The sequence below is a fragment of the Pseudomonas sp. A6 genome, assembly GCF_052367875.1.
GTDB lineage: Bacteria > Pseudomonadota > Gammaproteobacteria > Pseudomonadales > Pseudomonadaceae > Pseudomonas > Pseudomonas citronellolis.
Genome location: NZ_CP198970.1, coordinates 1067713 through 1088383, shown reverse-complemented (window position 1 = coordinate 1088383; position 20671 = coordinate 1067713). Strand labels below are relative to the sequence as shown.

The 20671-nt window shown below is 68.1% G+C and carries 16 protein-coding genes; 8 read left to right on the top strand and 8 right to left on the bottom strand.

Annotated elements, in window-relative coordinates; translation table 11 throughout:
* Positions 1-314: 314 nt before the first annotated feature.
* Entirely contained in the window at positions 315-1649 is a 1335-nt protein-coding gene (gene gdhA, locus ACTWJ5_RS04950; protein ID WP_074977429.1) for an NADP-specific glutamate dehydrogenase, read from the bottom strand.
* 230 nt (positions 1650-1879) lie between these two features.
* Complete coding sequence (gene ettA / locus ACTWJ5_RS04945; RefSeq protein WP_444437599.1) at positions 1880-3544, bottom strand: energy-dependent translational throttle protein EttA; 1665 nt, start codon at positions 3542-3544, stop codon at positions 1880-1882.
* A gap of 249 nt (positions 3545-3793) precedes the next feature.
* On the opposite strand from ettA, the gene ACTWJ5_RS04940 reads away from it, so the two are divergent.
* The gene (locus ACTWJ5_RS04940) at positions 3794-8053 is read left to right on the top strand and encodes a sensor domain-containing protein (RefSeq protein ID WP_444439530.1); all 4260 of its coding nucleotides are present in this window, start codon (positions 3794-3796) and stop codon (positions 8051-8053) included.
* 332 nt (positions 8054-8385) lie between these two features.
* Positions 8386-9639, top strand: coding sequence for a serine hydroxymethyltransferase (gene glyA, locus ACTWJ5_RS04935; RefSeq protein ID WP_009617520.1), 1254 nt, complete (start codon positions 8386-8388; stop codon positions 9637-9639).
* Positions 9640-9945: 306 nt separating this feature from the next.
* Here the strand turns inward: glyA and ACTWJ5_RS04930 are convergent, their stop codons facing one another.
* Complete coding sequence (locus ACTWJ5_RS04930) at positions 9946-10413, bottom strand: SecDF P1 head subdomain-containing protein (protein WP_249917834.1); 468 nt, start codon at positions 10411-10413, stop codon at positions 9946-9948.
* Positions 10414-10743: 330 nt separating this feature from the next.
* Between ACTWJ5_RS04930 and ACTWJ5_RS04925 the strand changes: the two genes are divergently transcribed.
* The 3 genes from ACTWJ5_RS04925 (at position 10744) to ACTWJ5_RS04915 (ending at position 13824) form a co-directional block, all read left to right on the top strand.
* Positions 10744-12039, top strand: coding sequence for an NCS2 family permease (locus tag ACTWJ5_RS04925; protein ID WP_074977418.1), 1296 nt, complete (start codon positions 10744-10746; stop codon positions 12037-12039).
* 122 nt (positions 12040-12161) lie between these two features.
* Positions 12162-13256 carry a tRNA (uridine(54)-C5)-methyltransferase TrmA gene (gene trmA / locus ACTWJ5_RS04920; protein WP_444437595.1) on the top strand — a complete coding sequence of 365 codons (1095 nt, stop codon included), beginning with the start codon at positions 12162-12164 and terminating at the stop codon, positions 13254-13256.
* A 73-nt stretch (positions 13257-13329) separates the two neighbouring features.
* Positions 13330-13824 carry a DUF4136 domain-containing protein gene (locus ACTWJ5_RS04915; RefSeq protein ID WP_069862008.1) on the top strand — a complete coding sequence of 165 codons (495 nt, stop codon included), beginning with the start codon at positions 13330-13332 and terminating at the stop codon, positions 13822-13824.
* 6 nt (positions 13825-13830) lie between these two features.
* Here the strand turns inward: ACTWJ5_RS04915 and ACTWJ5_RS04910 are convergent, their stop codons facing one another.
* The 3 genes from ACTWJ5_RS04910 to ACTWJ5_RS04900 form a co-directional block, all read right to left on the bottom strand.
* Positions 13831-14133, bottom strand: coding sequence for a DUF1883 domain-containing protein (locus ACTWJ5_RS04910; protein WP_256514259.1), 303 nt, complete (start codon positions 14131-14133; stop codon positions 13831-13833).
* Positions 14134-14219: 86 nt separating this feature from the next.
* The gene (locus ACTWJ5_RS04905) at positions 14220-14570 is read right to left on the bottom strand and encodes a hypothetical protein (RefSeq protein WP_444437592.1); all 351 of its coding nucleotides are present in this window, start codon (positions 14568-14570) and stop codon (positions 14220-14222) included.
* A 156-nt stretch (positions 14571-14726) separates the two neighbouring features.
* Entirely contained in the window at positions 14727-15194 is a 468-nt protein-coding gene (locus tag ACTWJ5_RS04900; protein WP_009617493.1) for a DUF4345 family protein, read from the bottom strand.
* 173 nt (positions 15195-15367) lie between these two features.
* Between ACTWJ5_RS04900 and ACTWJ5_RS04895 the strand changes: the two genes are divergently transcribed.
* Positions 15368-15802, top strand: a complete 435-nt coding sequence (locus tag ACTWJ5_RS04895) for a DUF411 domain-containing protein (RefSeq protein ID WP_074977414.1) — start codon at positions 15368-15370, stop codon at positions 15800-15802.
* 301 nt (positions 15803-16103) lie between these two features.
* Here the strand turns inward: ACTWJ5_RS04895 and alaC are convergent, their stop codons facing one another.
* On the bottom strand, positions 16104-17327 hold the full coding sequence (alaC, locus tag ACTWJ5_RS04890; protein WP_043313643.1) for an alanine transaminase: 1224 nt from the start codon (positions 17325-17327) through the stop codon (positions 16104-16106).
* Positions 17328-17468: 141 nt separating this feature from the next.
* Here alaC and ACTWJ5_RS04885 point away from each other — a divergent pair, with 141 nt between their 5' ends.
* Both ACTWJ5_RS04885 and ypfJ read left to right on the top strand, forming a co-directional pair.
* Positions 17469-18329, top strand: a complete 861-nt coding sequence (locus tag ACTWJ5_RS04885) for a PhzF family phenazine biosynthesis protein (RefSeq protein ID WP_074977411.1) — start codon at positions 17469-17471, stop codon at positions 18327-18329.
* 67 nt (positions 18330-18396) lie between these two features.
* Positions 18397-19293 carry a KPN_02809 family neutral zinc metallopeptidase gene (gene ypfJ, locus ACTWJ5_RS04880; RefSeq protein ID WP_444437590.1) on the top strand — a complete coding sequence of 299 codons (897 nt, stop codon included), beginning with the start codon at positions 18397-18399 and terminating at the stop codon, positions 19291-19293.
* Between the two features lie 827 nt (positions 19294-20120).
* On the opposite strand, the gene ACTWJ5_RS04875 is transcribed toward ypfJ, so the two are convergent.
* Positions 20121-20561 carry a response regulator gene (locus tag ACTWJ5_RS04875; RefSeq protein ID WP_169720925.1) on the bottom strand — a complete coding sequence of 147 codons (441 nt, stop codon included), beginning with the start codon at positions 20559-20561 and terminating at the stop codon, positions 20121-20123.
* Between the last annotated feature and the right edge of the window lie 110 nt (positions 20562-20671).

Here is a 20671-nt window from a genome sequence, read left to right as displayed (position 1 = left end):
TGTAGGAGCGAGCTTGCTCGCGAACCTGATGCCCCGCAGCGGAGTTCGTTCGCGAGCAAGCTCGCTCCTACGAAAAGCACTTCGTTGCGCTCGCGTAGGATGGGTGGAGCGAAGAGATACCCATCGCCGTGGCCGACCGGTACGTAGGGCGTATAACCGTTCGCGGTTATACGCCGCTACACCCATCTCATGCCCGGCTTATTGGTCGGGATCGAAGCGCCTCCGAAGCCAAATCCGGGCGCGCCTGGGACCAAGGCCAGGCGGCGTATAACGCGGAGCGTTATACGCCCTACGCCCCACCGGCCTTCGGCAGGTCAGACCACCCCTTGCGCCAGCATGGCGTCGGCGACCTTGACGAAGCCGGCGATGTTGGCGCCCTTCACGTAGTTGATCCGGCCGTTCTCCTCGCCGTGGGCGACGCAGGCGTGGTGGATGTTCTGCATGATGCCGTGCAGGCGCTGGTCCACCTCGCCGGCGCTCCAGTGCAGGCGCATGGCGTTCTGGCTCATCTCCAGGCCGCTGGTGGCGACGCCGCCGGCGTTGGAGGCCTTGCCCGGCGCGTAGAGGATGCCGGCTTCGAGGAAGATATCCACAGCCTCCAGGGTCGACGGCATGTTGGCGCCTTCGGCCACGCAGATGCAGCCGTTGGCCAGCAGGGTGCGGGCGTCCTCGGCGTCCAGTTCGTTCTGCGTCGCGCAAGGCAGCGCGATGTCGCAGGGCAGCGACCAGGGGCGCTGGCCGGCGAGGAAGCGCAGGCCGGGGCCGGCCATTTCGCTGAGACGGCCGCGGCGGACGTTCTTCAGCTCCATCACCTCTTCCCACTGTTCCAGGCTCAGGCCTCCCTCGGCGAACAGGGTGCCTTCGGAGTCGGACAGCGAGATCACCTTGCCGCCCAGTTCCATCACCTTCTGCGCCGCGTACTGGGCCACGTTGCCGGAGCCGGAGATGGCCACGCGCTGGCCGTCGAAGCCGCTTTCGCGGGCCTTGAGCATCTCCTGGGCGAAATACACGCAGCCGTAGCCGGTGGCTTCCGGGCGGATCAGGCTGCCGCCATAGGCCAGTCCCTTGCCGGTGAGCACCGAGCTGAACTCGTTGGCCAGGCGCTTGTACTGGCCGAACAGGTAGCCGATCTCGCGGGCGCCCACGCCGATGTCACCGGCCGGCACGTCCAGATCGGCGCCGACGTGGCGGTACAGCTCGCTCATGAACGACTGGCAGAAGCGCATCACCTCGGCGTCGCTCTTGCCCTTGGGGTCGAAGTCCGAGCCGCCCTTGCCACCGCCCATGGGCAGCGAGGTCAGGGAGTTCTTGAACACCTGCTCGAAGGCCAGGAACTTGAGCACGCCCAGGTTCACCGAAGGGTGGAAGCGCAGGCCGCCCTTGTACGGGCCGATGGCGCTGCTCATCTGTACGCGGAAGCCGCGGTTGACCCGCACCCGGCCCTGGTCGTCGACCCAGGGCACGCGGAACAGGATGGCGCGTTCGGGCTCGACGATGCGCTCGAGGATGCCGGCCTGCTGGTAGCGCGGGTTGGCTTCGAGGAATGGCCAGAGGGAACGCAGCACCTCTTCCACCGCCTGGTGGAATTCGGGCTGATCGGGGTCGCGCCGCTTGAGGCGCTCGAGGAACGAGTCAACGGATTGCGTCATGTCTACACCGGTCTTTCTGATTATGGGCGGGGCCCTTTTGCGGCGAGACTCTAACAACCGATATCGCACCGAGACAGTGCGACATGACGCCTTTATGAATCTTTTTGGTGCAAATCTGTAAGAAAGCCCTTTCAGCTACTGGGCTGCAGCAAGTATTTCAAAACATTTCAAACAGCTTCGTACACCTACGAAAACGGGGCCCGAAGGCCCCGTCTGTCGTGAGAAGCGGCTTACGCCAGCTTCTTGTAGCGCACGCGGTGCGGCTGCGCGGCAGCCTCGCCCAGTCGCTTCTTGCGGTCGGCTTCGAACTCGGTGTAGTTGCCTTCGAAGAAGGTCACCTTGCCGTCGTCCTCGTAGGACAGGATGTGGGTGGCGATACGGTCCAGGAACCAGCGATCGTGGGAAATCACGATGGCGGCGCCGGGGAAGTCCAGCAGCGCCTCTTCAAGGGCGCGCAGGGTTTCCACGTCGAGGTCGTTGGACGGTTCGTCGAGCAGCAGCACGTTGCCGCCCTGCTTCAGGGTCAGGGCCAGGTGCAGGCGGCCACGCTCACCACCGGAGAGGTCCTTGACGAACTTCTGCTGGTCGGCACCCTTGAAGTTGAAGCGGCCGACATAGCTGCGCGAGGGGACTTCGTAGTTGCCGATCCTGATCTGCTCGAAGCCGTCGGAAACCTGCTCCCAAACGGTCTTGGTGCCTTCCAGGCTGTCGCGGCTCTGGTCGACGCTGGCGATCTGCACGGTATCGCCGATATCGATGGTGCCCGAGTCCGGCTGCTCCTTGCCGGTCAGCATGCGGAACAGGGTGGACTTGCCCGCGCCGTTGCCGCCGATCACGCCGACGATGGCGCCCTTGGGGATGCTCAGCGACAGGTCGTCGATCAGCACGCGGTCGCCGTAGCCCTTGCACACGTTGTGCAGCTCGATGACCTTGTCGCCCAGGCGCGGGCCGGCCGGGATGTAGATTTCGTTGGTCTCGCTGCGCTTCTGGAATTCCTGCGACTGCATTTCCTCGAAGCGCTGCAGACGGGCCTTGGACTTGGCCTGGCGCCCCTTGGCGCCCTGGCGCACCCACTCCAGTTCGGCCTTCATGGCCTTGGCGTGGGAGGCCTCCTGCTTGGCTTCCTGGGCCAGGCGGCTGGCCTTGGATTCCAGCCAGCCGGAGTAGTTGCCTTCGAAGGGGATGCCGTGGCCGCGGTCCAGTTCGAGGATCCAGCCGGCGACGTTGTCGAGGAAGTAGCGGTCGTGGGTGATCGCCACCACGGTGCCGGGGAAGTCGTGGAGGAAGTGTTCCAGCCAGGCGACGGAGTCGGCGTCCAGGTGGTTGGTCGGCTCGTCCAGCAGCAGCATGTCGGGGGCCGACAGCAGCAGGCGGCACAGCGCCACGCGGCGCTTCTCGCCACCGGAGAGGTGTTCGATCTTCGCGTCCCACGGCGGCAGGCGCAGGGCGTCGGCGGCGACTTCCAGCTGGCGCTCCAGGTTGTGGCCGTCGGAGGAATGGATGATGGCTTCCAGCTTGGCCTGCTCGGCGGCCAGGGCGTCGAAGTCGGCGTCCGGCTCGGCGTAGGCGGCGTAGACCTCGTCCAGGCGGGCCTGGGCCTGCTTGACCTCGTCCACCGCTTCCTCGACCACGTCGCGCACGGTCTTCTGCGGGTCGAGCTGCGGCTCCTGCGGCAGGTAGCCGACCTTGATGCCCGGCATCGGGCGGGCTTCGCCCTCGATCTCGGTGTCGACGCCGGCCATGATGCGCAGCAGGGTGGATTTACCCGCGCCGTTCAGGCCCAGCACGCCGATCTTGGCGCCGGGGAAGAACGACAGGGAGATGTCCTTGAGGATTTCACGCTTGGGCGGCACGACCTTGCCGACCCGGTGCATGGTGTAGACGTATTGAGCCATGGATACCTAGCTTCTGGGATGAAAGAGTGAATGGCCGTCATGGCTGTCGCGGCCGGCGGGCCGGTGCGCCCCGGCATTCGGGGCGCGACCATTGGCCGCGGGCGACGGGCGAGGCGGGCGACGGCAGGGCCGGACTCGCGGAAACAGGGCGCAGCGTTCAACGCGCGCGTGCGGCAAAGCTACCGGAATGGACCGTGAAGGGCAAACGACGCTCGTCGGCGATACTGGCACTTGGCCCTGCTTCCGGGCATGCTACTGCGCGCCGAACCCCGTCGCCCCGTTCCAGGTAGCCGCTCCTTGTCCAGACCTCCCCGCCCTCCGGCCAGCCTGGCCCGGCCTGAACGGCTGGCCATCAGGAGCGCCCTGCTGCTGGTGCCGCTGATGCTCGGCCTGCTGCTCTGGCAGCTGGGCCAGGAATACTTCGGCCAGGCGCGGCTGGAGCGCGAGCGCGTGGTGCACCAGAGCCAGGAACTGGCGCACCAGCTGTCCCTGGCCCTGGAACTCAAGGCCCTGGCCGCGCGCAGCCTGGCGCTGCAACGCCTGGGCCGCGGCGAGGAGCCGGCGCTGCTGCTCGACGACCTGCGCCAGGTCTACCCCGCCCTGCGCAGCCTGGCCTGGTACGCGGCCAGCGGCGCCAAGCAACTGGACACCGCGCCGGACAGCGGCGACGACGCCTTCATCGCCGGCCTGCGCCAACGCGCCGGCGCCAGCCCCTTCCACTACGCCTACAGCGACGCCGATGGCGGTCACTTCTACCTGCTGCTGCGCCTCCAGGACGCCGGCGGCCCCTTCGCCGTGCTCCGCCTGGACGCCGCCGAGGCGCGCCGGCAATGGACCGGACGCATCCTGGACGGCGGCCACGCCTGGGTGCTGGAAGATGAGGTCGGCCACCCGATCCTGGCCGCGCCCGACGAGCCGACCGACGCCGCGCCGGAAAGCGTCGAAGCGCCGGCGCTGAAGGTCGCCAACAGCGACTGGCAGGTCCGCCCGCTGGTCGATGCGCCCGTCCTGCAGCCCAGGCTGCCGCCGCGCCTGCTCGGCGAGCTGGGCCTGCTGCTGTTGCTGGCCGGCATCAGCTGCGCCGCCCTGCTGCGCCTGCAACGCGAACAACAGAGCCTGCGCGCGCAGACCGCCGATTCGCAGTCGCGCCTGCGCCAGGCCGCCCAGGCCCTGGCGGCGGTGGACGAGCGGGTGCTGGTGACCAGCGCCGACGGCCGCCTGGTCTATCTCAACCCGCCGGCGGAGCGGCTGCTGGGCGTGAGCGCCGAAGACGCCCCGCAGCACCATCTCGCCCGCCTGCTGCCGGAACTGGAACGGCAGAGCGGCGAAGGCCAGCCATCGGGCACCCAGCACGTCACCCTGGAACGCAACGGCCGCCGCCGGCGCTATGCCGTCAGCCGCCATCCGCTGGAAGAATCCCCGCCGGGCGAGGCGCCCGGCTGGGTGCTGCGCGGCCAGCAGGCGCCGGGCGGGCACGTCTGGGTGCTGCGCGACGTCACCGAGGAACAGCGCTCGCTGCAGGTGCTGGAAGAAACGCGGCGGCGCTACCAGGACATCTTCGACGGCGTCGGCGTGGCGCTCTGCGTGCTCGACCTCTCGGACCTGCAGCGCTTCTTCACCGACAACGGCCTGCGCGAGCCGGGCCGCCTGGAGGCCTGGCTGGATCGTCGCGAGGAACACTGGCCGCAGCTGCTGCGGCTGATCCGCATCAGCGAGGTCAACGAGGTGGCGCGCCGGCTGTTCGGCGTGGAGAGCGGCGAGCAGGCCTGGCGGCGCCTGATCAGCGACAGCCCGCGGCGCCCCGGCAGCGCGCGCGCGCACATCATCGAGGCGATCCTCTGCGGCACCGGCCCCATCGAGCAGGAAGTCGCCATCCGCACCGGCCAGGGCGAGCTGCGCCACTTCTGGCTGCAGCTGCGCATCCCCGAGCACCTGCCGGACTACCGCGCGGTCACCCTGAGCCTGTCCGACATCAGCAGCCGCAAGCAGGTCGAGCTGTCGCTGATCGAGCGCGAGAAGTTCTGGTCCGACGCCGTGCGCGCGGTGCCCGACACCCTGTACATCCACGACATCACCGCGCGCCGGGTGATCTTCAGCAACCACCACCTGGGCAGCCAGCTGGGCTACGGCAAGGACGAGCTGGAGCAGATGGGCGAGCGCTTCTGGGAATGCCTGCTGCACCCGGACGACGTCGAGTACTACTGGCGCGTGCGCAACCTGCAACAGGTGATCGGCGACAACCTGCTGCTCGACAGCCTGCTGCGCTGGCGCCACCGCGACGGCAGTTGGCACTGGTTCGACATCCGCGAACAGGCCTTCAGCCGCGACGACGGCGGCCGCGTGGCGCGCCTGATCGGCGTGGCCAAGGACATCACCGACACGGTGGAGGCGAACAACTCGCTGCGCGAGAGCAGCCGCCGCTACCAGATGCTGGCGGAAAGCATCAGCGACGTGATCCTCACCACCGACGCCCAGCTGAACATCGACTACATCAGCCCGTCGATCGAGCAGACCTTCGGCTACAGCCCGGCCTGGCTGCTGCACAACGACCTGCAGCAGATCGCCGCCAACCCGGCGCAGCTGGGGCGCCTGCACGACCTGCTGGAGCGCGTGCGCGACGCCATAGGCGCGCCGCGCCGGCTGGCCGCCCTGCGCGAATCCAGCGCGGTGCACCTGTTCACCTTCGACTGCCTGCGCGCCGACGGCCGCAAGGTCCCGGTGGAGCTGCGCATCGCCCTGATGTGGGACGACAACGGGCGCTTCGTCGGCCTGCTCGGCGTGGCCCGCGACATCAGCCAGCAGCGCCGTGCCGAGCGCGAGATGCGCATGGCCGCCACCGTGTTCGAGCATTCCACCGCGGCCATCATGGTCACCGACCCGGCCGGCTACATCGTCCAGGTCAACGACTCCTTCTCGCGCCTGACCGGCTACAGCGCCGCCGAGGTGCTCGACCAGCAGCCCCGCCTGCTCACCGCCGACCAGCAGGAAGCCAACCAGCTCAAGCACGTGCTCGACAGCCTGCAGCGCAGCGGCAGCTGGGAGGGCGAGATCCTGCAGAAACGCAAGAGCGGCGAGCTGTACCCGTCCTGGGTGGGCATCACCGCGGTGCAGGACGAGGAAGGCGACCTGGTCAGCTTCGTCTGCTTCTTCAGCGACATCAGCGAGCGCAAGGCCAGCGAGCGGCGCATCCACCGCCTGGCCTACTACGACGCCCTCACCCACCTGCCCAACCGCACGCTGTTCCAGGACCGCCTGCACACCGCGCTGATGCAGGCCGAGCGGCACCGCCAGTGGGTGGTGCTGATGTTCCTCGACCTCGACCGCTTCAAGCCGATCAACGACTCCCTGGGCCACGCCGCGGGCGACCGCATGCTCAAGGAAGTGGCCGAGCGCCTGAACCAGTGCGTCAGCGACAACGACACCGTGGCGCGCATGGGCGGCGACGAGTTCACCCTGCTGCTGCCGGGCCTGGAGGACCGCGACAAGGCGCTCAAGCGCGCCATCCAGGTGGCCGAGCGCATCCTCGCCAGCCTCGCCCGGCCCTTCACCCTGGAAGGCCGCGAGTTCTTCGTCACCGCCAGCATCGGCGTGGCCCTGTCGCCGCAGGACGGCGCCGAGCTGAGCCAGTTGATGAAGAACGCCGACACCGCCATGTACCACGCCAAGGAAGTGGGCAAGAACAACTTCCAGTTCTACCAGGCCGAGATGAACGCCCGCGCCCTGGAGCGCCTGGAGCTGGAAAGCGACCTGCGCCGCGCCATCGAGCAGGACGAATTCATCCTGCACTACCAGCCGCAGTTCACCGGCGACGGCCGCCGCCTCACCGGCGCCGAGGCCCTGCTGCGCTGGCAGCACCCCACGCGCGGGCTGATCGCGCCGGCCGAGTTCATCCCGGTGCTGGAGGAACTGGGGCTGATCGCCCAGGTCGGCGACTGGCTGCTGGCCGAGGCCTGCCGGCAGATCCGCATCTGGCACCGCGACAAGGTGCGGGTGCCCAAGGTCTCGGTGAACCTCTCGGCGCGGCAGTTCGCCGATGGCCAACTGGGCACGCGCATCGCCGGCATCCTCATGGAAACCGGCATCCCGCCGGCCTGCCTGGAGCTGGAGCTGACCGAAAGCATCCTGATGAGCGACGTGTCCGAGGCCATGCACATCCTCTCCGGCCTCAAGCGCCTGGGCCTGGCCATCGCGGTGGACGACTTCGGCACCGGCTACTCGTCGCTGAACTATCTCAAGCAGTTCCCCATCGACGTGCTGAAGATCGACCGCAGCTTCGTCGACGGCCTGCCCCACGGCGAGCAGGACGCGCAGATCGCCCGCGCCATCATCGCCATGGCCCACAGCCTGAACCTGATGGTGATCGCCGAGGGCGTGGAGAGCCAGGCGCAGCTGGACTTCCTGCGCGAGCACGGCTGCGACGAGGTGCAGGGCTTCCTGTTCGGCCGGCCGATGACCGCCGAGCAGTTCGCCGCGCTGTTCTCCAGCAATGCGTTGTTCCTGCTCGGCTAGCGCCAGGATTCCCCTGTACGGGCAGGCACGGCTTCTCGTAGGAGCGAGCTTGCTCGCGAACAGATTCCGCAGCGGGGGCTCATTCGCGAGCAAGCTCGCTCCTACGAAGAGCACTTCGGCGTAGTCGGCAAGACAGTTGCTCCTACACCATGCCCCCGGCGCCACCTGTAGGAGCGCGCCCTGCGCGCGAATCGCGGGCAGGGCCCGCTCCTACAGCGCTCCCCCCGCGTGAATCCCGCTTGTCCGCCACATGACCGCCTTTCATATGCCAGCGCGCGCGCCCTGGGTTAGAATGCGCCCCTTTCCCAGCACCGATCCTTATGAGGACCGCCATGTTCAGCCGTGATTTGACCCTCGCCCGCTACGATGCCGAACTCTTCGCCGCGATGGAGCAGGAAGCCCAGCGCCAGGAAGAGCACATCGAGCTCATCGCCTCCGAGAACTACACCAGCCCGGCGGTGATGGAAGCCCAGGGTAGCGTGCTGACCAACAAATACGCCGAAGGCTACCCGGGCAAGCGCTACTACGGCGGTTGCGAGTACGTCGACGTGGTCGAGCAGTTGGCCATCGACCGTGCCAAGCAGCTGTTCGGTGCCGACTACGCCAACGTCCAGCCGCACTCCGGCTCCCAGGCCAACGCCGCGGTCTACATGGCCCTGCTGAACGCCGGCGACACCGTGCTGGGCATGAGCCTGGCCCACGGCGGCCACCTGACCCACGGCGCCAGCGTCAGCTTCTCCGGCAAGATCTACAACGCCGTGCAATACGGCATCGACGGCAACGGCCTGATCGACTACGACGAGGTCGAGCGCCTGGCCGTGGAGCACAAGCCGAAGATGATCATCGCCGGCTTCTCCGCCTACTCGCAGATCCTCGACTTCCCGCGCTTCCGCGCCATCGCCGACAAGGTAGGCGCCTACCTGTTCGTCGACATGGCCCACGTGGCGGGCCTGGTCGCCGCCGGCATCTACCCGAACCCGGTGCCCTTCGCCGACGTCGTCACCACCACCACCCACAAGACCCTGCGCGGCCCGCGCGGCGGCCTGATCCTGGCGCGCAAGAACGAAGAGCTGGAGAAGAAGCTGAACTCCGCGGTCTTCCCGGGCGGCCAGGGCGGCCCGCTGGAGCACGTCATCGCCGCCAAGGCCGTGTGCTTCAAGGAAGCCCTGCAGCCCGAGTTCAAGGCCTACCAGGAACAAGTGGTGAAGAACGCCCAGACCATGGCCCAGGTGTTCATCGAGAACGGCTACGACGTGGTTTCCGGCGGCACCCAGAACCACCTGTTCCTGCTCAGCCTGATCAAGCAGGACATCACCGGCAAGGACGCCGACGCCGCCCTGGGCCGCGCCTTCATCACCGTGAACAAGAACAGCGTGCCGAACGACCCGCGCTCGCCCTTCGTCACCTCGGGCCTGCGCATCGGCACCCCGGCCGTGACCACCCGCGGCTTCAAGGAAGGCGAATGCCGCCAACTGGCCGGCTGGATCTGCGAGATCCTCGCCAACCTGGGCGACGAGGCCGTGGAAGGCCGCGTGCGCGAGCAGGTCAAGGCCCTGTGCGCCCAGTTCCCGGTGTATGGCAAGTAAGCCTTAGCCGAGAACGACGAAAAGCCCGGCATTTGCCGGGCTTTTTCGTTTCACCTTCGGATAGCCCCGCGCAGCCTGCGAGCCCAATCGCGGACGGAGTCCGCTCCTACGCCTCCGGGGAAGCACGATCGTAGGAGCAACTGTCTTGCGGGCCGCACCAAGGCGCTCTTCGTAGGATGGGTTGAGCTTGCGAAACCCATGCGGCCATGGCGATGGGTATCGCTTCGCTCAACCCATCCTACGATTGTCAGGCGCCCCCGTAGGAGCGGACTCCGTCCGCAATTATCCGTCGTTGGAAGCGACGGATCAGGGCTGCACCGGCACATCCCGCAGCCCATTGAGCTGCCGCGCCAGCACCTCCGCCTCGGCCTGGCTGTCGAAGCCCTCCAGCATCACCCGGCCGTCGCGCACCGGCTCGGATACCTGCGGCAGCATGCGCAGGCGGCCGTCGATGACCACCGCCAGGGCCTTGCCCTGCTGCTTTTCGGTCAGCCGGGCCAGGCGCTTGCTGGCGTCGGGGGCGAAGGTCACCAGCACGCCGGGGCGGCCGCCGTTGCCCAGCACCACCTCGGCGCGCTGCACGTCGCGTTGGGTGAGTTCGGCGCGGGCCACGACCAGCACCGCCTGGCCCTGCGGGTCGGCCAGGGTGCGCGTGCTGGCGGTGGGCTTGTCGGCGGTGGCGTGGATGTCGAAGCTGTGCTGCGGCAGGACTGGCGGCGCGCCGGCGCAGGCGCCCAGCAGGGCGAGGAGGCAGAGCGGGATCAGGCGTTTCATGGGTCGACGATGGGGTCAGGCAACAATGGAATCGGGCCGAATGCCGGTTGGACAACGACACGCGCCGGTCATTGCGTACCGGCCGGCGCATGATAACGCCGATGGCGGCCCGGCAGGCGTGGCCGAAGTCAACGAAGGGGCTGGCGCGGGCCCTGCGCTGGCAGTGACGGCCCCAGCCAACTAGGCTCGTCGTGGGGCCGGTCGACGGGCTCGATACCCGCGTTTCCGGCGAGCTGCTATCATGCCCGCCTTTTTTGCCCAGGCCGCGCAAGACGGCCAATCCTGACCGACCGGTCGAGCCGACAAGACGCCCAAACACGGGAGCACGACATGCTGGAAAAGCTGTTCCAACTCAAGGCGCACAATACCAACGTACGCACCGAGATCCTGGCGGGGATCACCACCTTCCTGACCATGGCCTACATCCTCTTCGTCAACCCGAGCATCCTCGGCGAAACCGGCATGGACAAGGGCGCGGTGTTCGTCGCCACCTGCCTGGCCGCGGCCATCGGCTCGTCGATCATGGGCCTGATCGCCAACTACCCCATCGCCCTCGCCCCGGGCATGGGCCTGAACGCCTTCTTCACCTACACCGTGGTGCTGCACATGGGCCACACCTGGCAGGTGGCGCTCGGCGCGGTGTTCCTCTCGGCGTGCATGTTCTTCATCATTTCGATCTTCCGCATCCGCGAATGGATCATCAACAGCATCCCGCTGGCCCTGCGCTCGGCCATCGCCGCCGGCATCGGCCTGTTCCTGGCGCTGATCGCGCTCAAGGAGTCGGGCATCGTCGTCGCCAACCAGGCCACCCTGGTGGGCATGGGCGACCTGGCCAGGCCCGAGCCGCTGCTGGCCATCCTCGGCTTCATCCTCATCGTCGCCCTGGAAGCGCGCCGTGTGACCGGCGCTGTGATGATCGGCATCCTGGTGGTGACCTTCGTCGCCATCGCCCTGGGCGTTACCCAGTTCGGCGGCGTGGTGTCGATGCCGCCGTCGCTGGCGCCGACCTTCCTCCAGCTGGACATCAAGGGCGCCCTGGACATCGGCCTGACCAGCGTGATCTTCGCCTTCCTCTTCGTCGACCTGTTCGACAACTCCGGCACCCTGATCGGCGTGGCCAAGCGCGCCGGGCTGATGGGCAAGGACGGGCACATGCCGAAGATGGGCCGCGCGCTGATCGCCGACAGCACCGCGGCCATGTTCGGCTCGCTGCTGGGCACCTCCACCACCACCAGCTACATCGAGTCGGCCGCGGGCGTTTCCGCCGGCGGGCGCACCGGACTGACCGCCATCGTGGTCGCCGTCCTGTTCCTCCTGGCGCTGTTCTTCGCCCCGCTGGCGGGCAACGTCCCGGCCTTCGCCACCGCGCCGGCGCTGTTCTTCGTCGCCGTGCTGATGGCCTCGGGCCTGGCCGAGATCGACTGGGACGACCTGACCGTGGCCGCGCCGGTGGTGGTCACCGCCCTGGCCATGCCGCTGACCTTCTCCATCGCCAACGGCATCGCCTTCGGCTTCATCACCTGGACCGCCTGCAAGCTGCTGTCCGGCCGCTTCCGCGAACTGAACTGGGCGCTGGTGATCCTCTCGGTGCTGTTCGTCATCAAGCTGGGCTGGTACAACGCCTGACCGATAGCGATACCCGTGCAGCATGGGTATCGCTTCGCTCCACCCATCCCGCGAATCACCTGCAGGATGGGTCGGGCGCAACGAAATCCATCGCCCGCCACCGCGCGCAGCAAGAGTTCCCCATGAGCAGTCCCCGTTTCGACCCCGCCACCTACGACACCCAACTGGCCGACAAGGCCGCGCGCCTGCGCGAGCTGCTGGCGCCCTTCGCCGCGCCCGAGCCGCAGGTGTTCGACTCGCCCCGCGAGCACTACCGCCTGCGCGCCGAGTTCCGCCTGTGGCGCGACGCCGGGACCGAAAGCCGGCACTACGCGATGTTCGAGCAGGGCGACAAGCACACGCCCATCTACATCGAGCAGTTCCCCATCGCCAGCCAGCGCATCAACGCGCTGATGCCGCGCCTGAAGGCCGCCTGGGCCGAGCGCGCCCTGGGCCACAAGCTGTTCCAGGTGGAATTCCTCACCACCCTGGCGGGCGACGCGCTCATCACCCTCTGCTACCACCGCCCGATCGACGACGCCTGGCAGGCCGCCGCGCAGAAGCTGGCCGCCGAACTGGGCGTGAGCATCGTCGGGCGCTCGCGCGGCAAGCGCCTGGTGGTCGGCCGCGACTATGTCGAAGAGGAACTGCAGGTGGCCGGGCGGACCTTCCACTACCGCCAGCCGGAGGGCGCCTTCACCCAGCCCAACGGCGCGGTCTGCCAGAAGATGCTGAACTGGGCCTACGAGGCCCTCGGCCAGCGCGACGACGACCTGCTGGAGCTGTACTGCGGCAACGGCAACTTCACCCTGCCGCTGGCCACCCGGGTGCGCAAGGTGCTGGCCACCGAGATCAGCAAGACTTCGGTGAACGCCGCCCTGGCCAACCTGGCCGACAACACTGTGGATAACGTCACCCTGGTGCGCCTGTCCGCCGAGGAGCTGACCCAGGCGCTGAACGAGGTGCGCCCCTTCCGCCGCCTGGCCGACGTCGACCTGAAGGGCTACGACTTCGGCAGCGTGTTCGTCGACCCGCCGCGCGCCGGCATGGACCCGGACACCTGCGAGCTGACCCGCCGCTTCGAGCGCATCCTCTATATCTCCTGCAACCCGGAGACGCTGGCGCAGAACATCGCCCAGCTGCACGGCACCCACCAGGTGACGCGCTGCGCGCTGTTCGACCAGTTCCCCTACACCCACCACATGGAAGCGGGCGTGCTACTGGAACGCCGCGGCTAACCCAACCTGGGTTGGGCGGCGCGCACCGCGCCGCCGGCTAGGCTGCTGTGGATAACCACAAGAGAGCCTCGCCATGCACCGCTTCCTGCTTCCCCTGCTCGCCCTGTTGCTGGCCGCCTGCGCCGGCAGCGACCCGGCCAAAGTCACGGTCTCCCCGGCCGCCGATGGCCACCAGGGCAGCTTCTCCATCCAGGCGGTACGCGCCCCCGGCCATCGCCTGGACCTGGAGGAGCGCTTCGACGCCGCCCTGCGCCGCGCCCTGGAAGCCAAGGGCTACCGCTTCCAGGCGCAGAATGGCGAATTGCGGGTGCTCTATGCGTTGGGGCTGGAGCGCCAGACCGGAGTGATCCAGCGCCCGGTGGCGACCCAGGAAGGCGTGGTGAACCAGACGCAGTTCGCCGATTCCGACTTGGCGCGGCTGGTCATGCGCATCGTCGACGAACGCAGCCGCGAAGTGCTCTACGAAGCGCAGCTGAGCAGCCAGCTACAGGACCCGAACCTGAGCCAGGAGGCTTTCGACAAGGCATTGGCGAAGCTGCTGGAGGATTTCCCGGCGCACCGCCCCTGAGGCGGCTCAGCTGTAGCTGGAGGGAGTCTTGCGCACGAACTTGATGGTGTAGCTGAAGTCCGGCTTGCGAGTGACGCTGATGGCGCGGCGGGTGACGGTGTCCAGGGTGACGTTCCAGAACCCGGTGCTGGGCACCCGGATGCGCGCCGGGAAGCGCTCGAAGGCACCGCCGTGGTAGGCGTGGCGCGCGCCGTTCTTGAAGCTGCGGAAGTTGGCGTCGGTCATCAGGCGGATGTTGCAGGTGCGCGAGCATTCGATGACCACGAGGTCGCCCTCGTTGAGGTGTTCGCGCTTGTGGATGAATTTCATGTTGCGGGCCTGCGGGTGACGGTCGAACGGGGCGCAACGATAGCACGGAAGCCGGCGCCGCCCCAGCGGCGCCGGGCGGATGCGCGTCAGTTCGCGGCGCGCAGGCGGATACCGTCGGCCTCCACGCGCTGGCCCACCTGGAACTCGGCGTTGGGCGAACGCACGGTGCGCTGGCCGCCGTCCGCCGCCTGTACCACGTAGGCCTTCTGGCTGGCGCCGCTGGCCTGTTGCACGCCGCTGCCGGCCAGCCAGCCGATGCCGGCCCCCGCCAGTGCGCCGAAGGGCCCGCCCAGGGCGCCGCCGATCAGCACCCCGCTGCCCGCGCCGAAACCGCCGCCGACCGTGTTGTCCGGCCGTTCAGCCACCACCTGGTCCGCCTGCGCCACCGCGCAGGACAACAGCACCACACCCATTGCACACAGGCTCGCTACTTTCATGATCGCTCCATTGGCGTTTGAAGGTAGCCAAGCCATTACAGCAAGCGTGCCAGCCCCCGAGGGCCCATGGATCAAGGGTTGGCGCGATGAAGGAGTCTAAATGACATCATCCGACGGAGTCATCCTGACTCGCCGCAGAGTCATTCGGACCTTGTTTCAGAGCCCTTCGAAGTCGGCGTCGCGCACCTTCTCCACCGGCGCCTCCGGCAGCGGTTCGGCCGGCTCCGGCTCGCGCCGGCCGCGCTCCAGCCAGTACAGGGCGAAGATCGCCAGCAGCGACACGCTGCCGCGGTAGACCAGGCCGTAGAGGGTGGCGTCGGTGTCGATGCCCAGGCCCGAGGACCAGGCGATGAGCAGCCGCGACAGGGTCAGGGTGAGCTGCACCAGCACCACCAGGATCAGCCCGGCGCGCAGCAGCTCGCGGCGGCGCAGGGCGAACAGCAGGAACAGCGCCAGGGCGAACTGGTGGCCGCCGTAGAACACCTGGGCGTCGCTGACCGACTCCGGTTCCATCAGCAGCATGCCGCTGAGGTTGGCCATCTCGTAGGGGCGCACCCAGTACAGCAGGCCCAGGCCGGCCCACACCAGGGCCTGTAGCAGCAAGACGAAGCGGGCGAAGAGCATCCTGTTCCTCCTGGGGCCCGTCAGCCCTCGGCAAAATGAAGATGGATAAAGGACACAGACCTTGCTCGGCACGCCGAGTTCGCCGGCGGCGTCATAAGCTGATACAGAGCAGGGCCGGGCGCCGCCGTCCCTGAGAGTATGCTCCACGGATTTCGTTCTGACAGGAGCTTCCCATGCGCCGCATCCTCCTTCTCGCCGCCCTCCTCGCCGGCACCGCCCAGGCCGCCCAGCCGCTGACCATCGACGTGCACCGCGACGCCAACTGCGGCTGCTGCAAGGACTGGATCAAGCACCTGCAGGCCAACGGCTTCACGGTCAACGACCACGTCGAGGCGGACATGAGCGCGGTGAAGACGCGCCTGGGCGTGCCCTACGCCATGGGCTCGTGCCACACCGGGGTGATCGACGGCAAGTTCGTCGAAGGCCACGTGCCGGCCAGCGAAGTGCTCGAGCTGCACGAGCGCGCCGACCTGGTGGGCGCGGCGGTGCCGGGGATGCCCATGGGGTCGCCGGGGATGGAGATGGGTGGGCGTTACGATGCCTACCAGGTGCTGGGGTTGGGCAAGGATGGGAAGGCGGTGGTGTTGGCGGATTATCCGGGGCGTTGAGGGGGGCTTGGAGTATCCCTGCTGCTTTGGAGCCTGGGATCAACTCCGCTCCCTCTCCCCAGCCCTCTCCCTGAAGGGAGAGGGGGCTAGTCCGTGCCGAGAGAAGGAATGGTTTCAGCCGGAAACCTCCGGCGTTGCCGGCTAACGCCACGACATCCAACCCTGCCCAACGGTCCCCTCTCCCTTCAGGGAGAGGGTTAGGGAGAGGGCGCTCTCCAGTCCCCCACCAAGCCCTTCCGCCCCTCCCCCACAAACAAAAAGGGGCGACCAACCGGCCGCCCCTTCTTCATTCATTCCCGCCTTATTCAGCCACCTTGGCCTTCGGCAACACCCCATCCGCCCGGAACATCGCCTTGATCCCCCGCACCGCCTGGCGCAAGCGATCACGGTTCTCGATCAACGCAAAGCGCACATGATCATCGCCATAGTCACCAAAGCCGATACCCGGCGACACCGACACCTTGGCATCCTTCAGCAGCTTCTTGGCGAATTCCAGCGAGCCCAGGTGCGCATAGGGCTCGGGTATCTTCGCCCAGACGTACATCGACGCCTTGGGGTTCTCGACCATCCAGCCGGCCTCGTGCAGGCCCTTCACCAGCACGTCGCGGCGCGCCTGGTACTGGCTGGCGATGTCGCGTACGCACTGCTGGTCGCCTTCCAGGGCGGCGATGGCGGCCACCTGCAGCGGGGTGAAGGTGCCGTAGTCGTGGTAGCTCTTGATCCGCGCCAGGGCCGAGACCAGTTCCGGGTTGCCAACCATGAAGCCGATGCGCCAGCCGGCCATGTTGTAGCTCTTGGACAGGGTGAAGAACTCCACCGCGATGTCCTTGGCCCCCGGCACCTGCATGATCGACGGCGCCTTCCAGCCGTCGAAGACGATGTCGGCGTAGGCCAGGTCGTGCACCACCAGCACGTCGTACTGCTTGGCCAGGGCCACCACGCGCTCGAAGAAGTCCAGCTCCACGCACTGCGCGGTCGGGTTGGAGGGGAAGCCGAGAATCATCATCTTCGGCTTGGGGATCGACTCGCGGATCGCCCGCTCCAGCTCGTTGAAGAAGTCGATGCCCGGCACCAGCGGCACCGAGCGCACCTGGGCGCCGGCGATCACCGCGCCATAGATGTGGATCGGGTAGCTGGGGTTCGGCACCAGGATGTTGTCGCCGTGGTCCAGGGTGGCCAGCATCAGGTGCGCCAGGCCTTCCTTGGAGCCGATGGTGACGATGGCCTCGGTTTCCGGGTCGATGTCCACCGCGTAGCGCTCCCTGTACCAGTGCGAGATCGCCCGGCGCAGGCGCGGAATGCCGCGGGAGGTGGAGTAGCCGTGGGTGTCTTCGCGCTGGGCGACCTGCACCAGCTTCTCGACGATGTGCGGCGGGGTGGCGCCGTCGGGGTTGCCCATGGATAGATCGATGATGTCCTCGCCACGGCGGCGGGCGGCCATCTTCAGTTCGGCGGTGATGTTGAAGACGTAGGGCGGGAGACGGTCGATACGCGCGAAACGGCGTGCTGAACGGGGTTCAGTCATGATTTCCTCGGTGAACGTAAGCGCCCGGAACCGTCCGAGCGACGCCGGCCACTGCGGTGGCCTGAAAAGCTGGGCTTTTCTTGTCGGCGAACATATCCGCCGCTAGGCTCGCTGTCGAGCCCTACTTTCCACGGGAGCACCATGTCCTTTCTGCATTACTGGCAACTCGACGTGTTCGCCGACCGCCCGCTGGCCGGCAACGGCCTGGCGGTGTTCGCCGACGCGCGCGGCCTGGCCGACGCCACGCTGCAGGCGCTGACCCAGGAGCTGCGCCAGTTCGAGAGCATCTTCCTGTTCCCCAGCGCCGAGCTGGACACCTACGCCGCGCGCATCTTCACTCCCGAGGAAGAACTGCCCTTCGCCGGCCACCCGCTGCTGGGCGCCGCCGCGCTGCTGCACCACATCCACCAGCGTGGCGAACAGGAGCACTGGACGCTGCAGCTGGCGACCAGGGACGTGAACCTCACCACCCGCCGCCACGGCAACGGTTTCATCGCGCAGATGAACCAGGGCCAGGCGCAGTTCGGCGCCGTGCTCGACGCGGAGGAACGTCGCTGGTTCGCCGAAGCCTTCTCGCTGAACGCGGGCGACCTCGCCGACTACCCGGCGCAGGTGATCAGCACCGGCCTGCCCTACGTGCTGCTGCCGGTGCGCAGCGAGGCTCTCGGGCGCATCCGTCAGCGCGCCGAGCTGGGCGAGCGCCTGGCCGCCCTGGGCGCGGCCTTCGTCTTCCTGCTGGATGTGGATAACCGCGAGGGCCGCACCTGGGACAACGCCGGGCTGGTCGAGGATGTCGCCACCGGCAGCGCCGCCGGCCCGGTCGCCGCCTACCTGGTGGAGCTGGGCAAGGCCCGTCGCGGCGAGACCTTCGAGCTGAACCAGGGCCGCTTCGCCGGTCGCCCCAGCCTGCTGGAAGTACGCGTCGGCGACGACGACCAGGTGCAGGTGGGCGGCAAGGTGCAGCTGCTGGCCCACGCCCAGTTGCTCTGCGCGCTGGCCTGACGGCCGGCCTGGCGGGTCGGCCGGGCGCCGACGACACTCAATCCACGAACTTTCAGGAGAAGACGCCATGCTCTGGCGCAAAGGACGACGCAGCGACAACGTGGTGGATGCCCGCGACGACAGCGGCGGTGGCATGGGCGGTGGCGGCATGCGCATCGGCGGCCGCGGCCTGAGCCTGGGCGGGGTGGCCATCGTGGTGGTGGTCGGCCTGTTGATGGGCCAGGACCCGATGCAGATCCTCGGCAGCCTGCTCGGCCAGATGGACGCCGGCCAGGCCCCGGCGCGCTCGCAGGTGCAGGGCCGCCCGGCGACCGGCGCCGACCCGCAGGTGGACTTCGTGCGCGCCGTGCTCGGCGACACCGAGGACACCTGGGGGCAGATCTTCGCCCACAGCAACGCCCAGTACGAGCAGCCTAAGCTGATCCTGTTCAACGGCGGGGTGAACTCCGCCTGCGGCTTCGCCTCCTCGGCGGTGGGCCCGTTCTACTGCCCCGGCGACCACCGGGTGTATCTGGACCTGGGCTTCTTCCGCGAGATGGAGCAGCGCTTCTCCGCCGCCGGCGACTTCGCCCGCGCCTACGTGATCGCCCACGAGGTCGGCCACCACGTGCAGAACCTGCTGGGCATCTCGGCCAAGGTCGAGGCCGCGCGCCGCCGCGGCGCGCCCATGGAGGGCGCCAACGGCCTCTCGGTACGCCTGGAGCTGCAGGCCGACTGCTTCGCCGGCGTCTGGGCCAACAAAGCCCAGCAGCGCCTGCAGTGGCTGGAGCCGGGCGACATCGAAAGCGCGCTGAACGCCGCCAACGCCATCGGCGACGACCGCCTGCAGAAGCAGTCGCGCGGCACCGTGGTGCCGGACTCCTTCACCCACGGCACCTCGGCGCAGCGCATGCGCTGGTTCAAGCTCGGCTTCGACTCGGGCTCGCCGGGCAAGTGCGATACCTTCAAGGCGCAGGCACTGTAACCAGTACGAAGGAATTCCGCCGCGGGGACATGTTCGCGAGCAAGCTCGCTCCTACGAAAAGCCGTGCTCACCTGCAATGTAGGGTAGCCGGGAAGCACGGTCCTCCCCCCGTAGGAGCGGACCTTGTCCGCGATAACCGGCCATCCCGGCGCGATTCGCGGATGAGATCCGCTCCTACGCTACCCCACCCGCGCCATTCCCATGTAGGAGCGCGCCCTGCGCGCGAATCGCGGGCAGGGCCCGCTCCTACAGGTAGCCGGGAAAGCGCGGTGTTCCTTCCCCGGAGCGGACCTTGTCCGCGATGGCCGGACGTATCGGCGCGATTCGCGGATGAGATCCGCTCCTACGCCGCCCCACCCGCGCCGTTCCCATGTAGGAGCGCGCCCTGCGCGCGAATCGCGGGCAGGGCGCGCTCCTACAGGTTACCGGGAAGCACGGTATTCCTCCCTCGTAGGAGCGGACCTTGTCCGCGATGGCCGGACGTATCGGCGCGGTTCGCGGATGAGATCCGCTCCTACGCCGCCCCACCTGCGCCATTCCCCTGTAGGAGCGCGCCCTGCGCGCGAATCGCGGGCAGGGCCCGCTCCTACAGGTAGCCGGGAAGCACGGTATTCCTCCCCCCGTAGGAGCGGACCTTGTCCGCGATGGCCGGACGTATCGGCGCGGTTCGCGGATGAGATCCGCTCCTACGCTGCCCCACCCGCGCCGTTCCCATGTAGGAGCGCGCCCTGCGCGCGAATCGCGGGCAGGGCCCGCTCCTACAGGTAGCCGGGAAAGCGCGGTGTTCCTCCCCCCGTAGCGGAGATGGCCAGGGCTATCGGAACGCTTCACAGGCAACGCTTGAGCGTCCGCAGAAACTCCTCCGGCTCCACCGGCTTGAGCAGGAAGTCCAGCACGTTCAGGCGCATCGCCTCGACCACGTCGCGGGCGCGGGTGGTGCCGGAGAGCACGATGATCGGCAGGAAGGTGCCCCGGGCGTGGAGCTGGCGGATCAGCTCCAGGCCGGCGCCCTCGCCTTCCATGCACAGGTCGGTGACCAGCAGGTCGATGGCCGATTCGTCGCGGCCGATACGGCGCAGGGCCTGGGCGCTGTTGCTCGCGGTCAGGCATTGCAGGTCGGCGCTTTCGATCAGCTCGCGCATCTCGGCGAGCACCTGCGGGTCGTCGTCCACCAGCAGCACCGTCGGGGGGCGCTCGGGACGGACGGTGATTTCCAGCAGCGCCTCGATCTCTTCGTCGTCGAGCAGGTTGCGGTACGCGTGAGGCAAGGGCTCACCCATGGCGGCGTTTTGCCGTGAGTATAGCGGCATTCTGCCACGCCACCGTAGCCACCCCGGGCCCATGAAAAAGCCGGCCCGAAGGCCGGCTTTCAGCAAGG

Bases quoted from the DNA above. Each gene is read 5' to 3' on its own strand.
- gdhA (WP_074977429.1), bottom strand. From the start codon at position 1,649: ATGACGCAATCCGTTGACTCGTTCCTCGAGCGCCTCAAGCGGCGCGAC.
- ettA (WP_444437599.1), bottom strand. From the start codon at position 3,544: ATGGCTCAATACGTCTACACCATGCACCGGGTCGGCAAGGTCGTGCCG.
- ACTWJ5_RS04940 (WP_444439530.1), top strand. From the start codon at position 3,794: ATGCTACTGCGCGCCGAACCCCGTCGCCCCGTTCCAGGTAGCCGCTCC.
- glyA (WP_009617520.1), top strand. From the start codon at position 8,386: ATGTTCAGCCGTGATTTGACCCTCGCCCGCTACGATGCCGAACTCTTC.
- ACTWJ5_RS04930 (WP_249917834.1), bottom strand. From the start codon at position 10,413: ATGAAACGCCTGATCCCGCTCTGCCTCCTCGCCCTGCTGGGCGCCTGC.
- ACTWJ5_RS04925 (WP_074977418.1), top strand. From the start codon at position 10,744: ATGCTGGAAAAGCTGTTCCAACTCAAGGCGCACAATACCAACGTACGC.
- trmA (WP_444437595.1), top strand. From the start codon at position 12,162: ATGAGCAGTCCCCGTTTCGACCCCGCCACCTACGACACCCAACTGGCC.
- ACTWJ5_RS04915 (WP_069862008.1), top strand. From the start codon at position 13,330: ATGCACCGCTTCCTGCTTCCCCTGCTCGCCCTGTTGCTGGCCGCCTGC.
- ACTWJ5_RS04910 (WP_256514259.1), bottom strand. From the start codon at position 14,133: ATGAAATTCATCCACAAGCGCGAACACCTCAACGAGGGCGACCTCGTG.
- ACTWJ5_RS04905 (WP_444437592.1), bottom strand. From the start codon at position 14,570: ATGAAAGTAGCGAGCCTGTGTGCAATGGGTGTGGTGCTGTTGTCCTGC.
- ACTWJ5_RS04900 (WP_009617493.1), bottom strand. From the start codon at position 15,194: ATGCTCTTCGCCCGCTTCGTCTTGCTGCTACAGGCCCTGGTGTGGGCC.
- ACTWJ5_RS04895 (WP_074977414.1), top strand. From the start codon at position 15,368: ATGCGCCGCATCCTCCTTCTCGCCGCCCTCCTCGCCGGCACCGCCCAG.
- alaC (WP_043313643.1), bottom strand. From the start codon at position 17,327: ATGACTGAACCCCGTTCAGCACGCCGTTTCGCGCGTATCGACCGTCTC.
- ACTWJ5_RS04885 (WP_074977411.1), top strand. From the start codon at position 17,469: ATGTCCTTTCTGCATTACTGGCAACTCGACGTGTTCGCCGACCGCCCG.
- ypfJ (WP_444437590.1), top strand. From the start codon at position 18,397: ATGCTCTGGCGCAAAGGACGACGCAGCGACAACGTGGTGGATGCCCGC.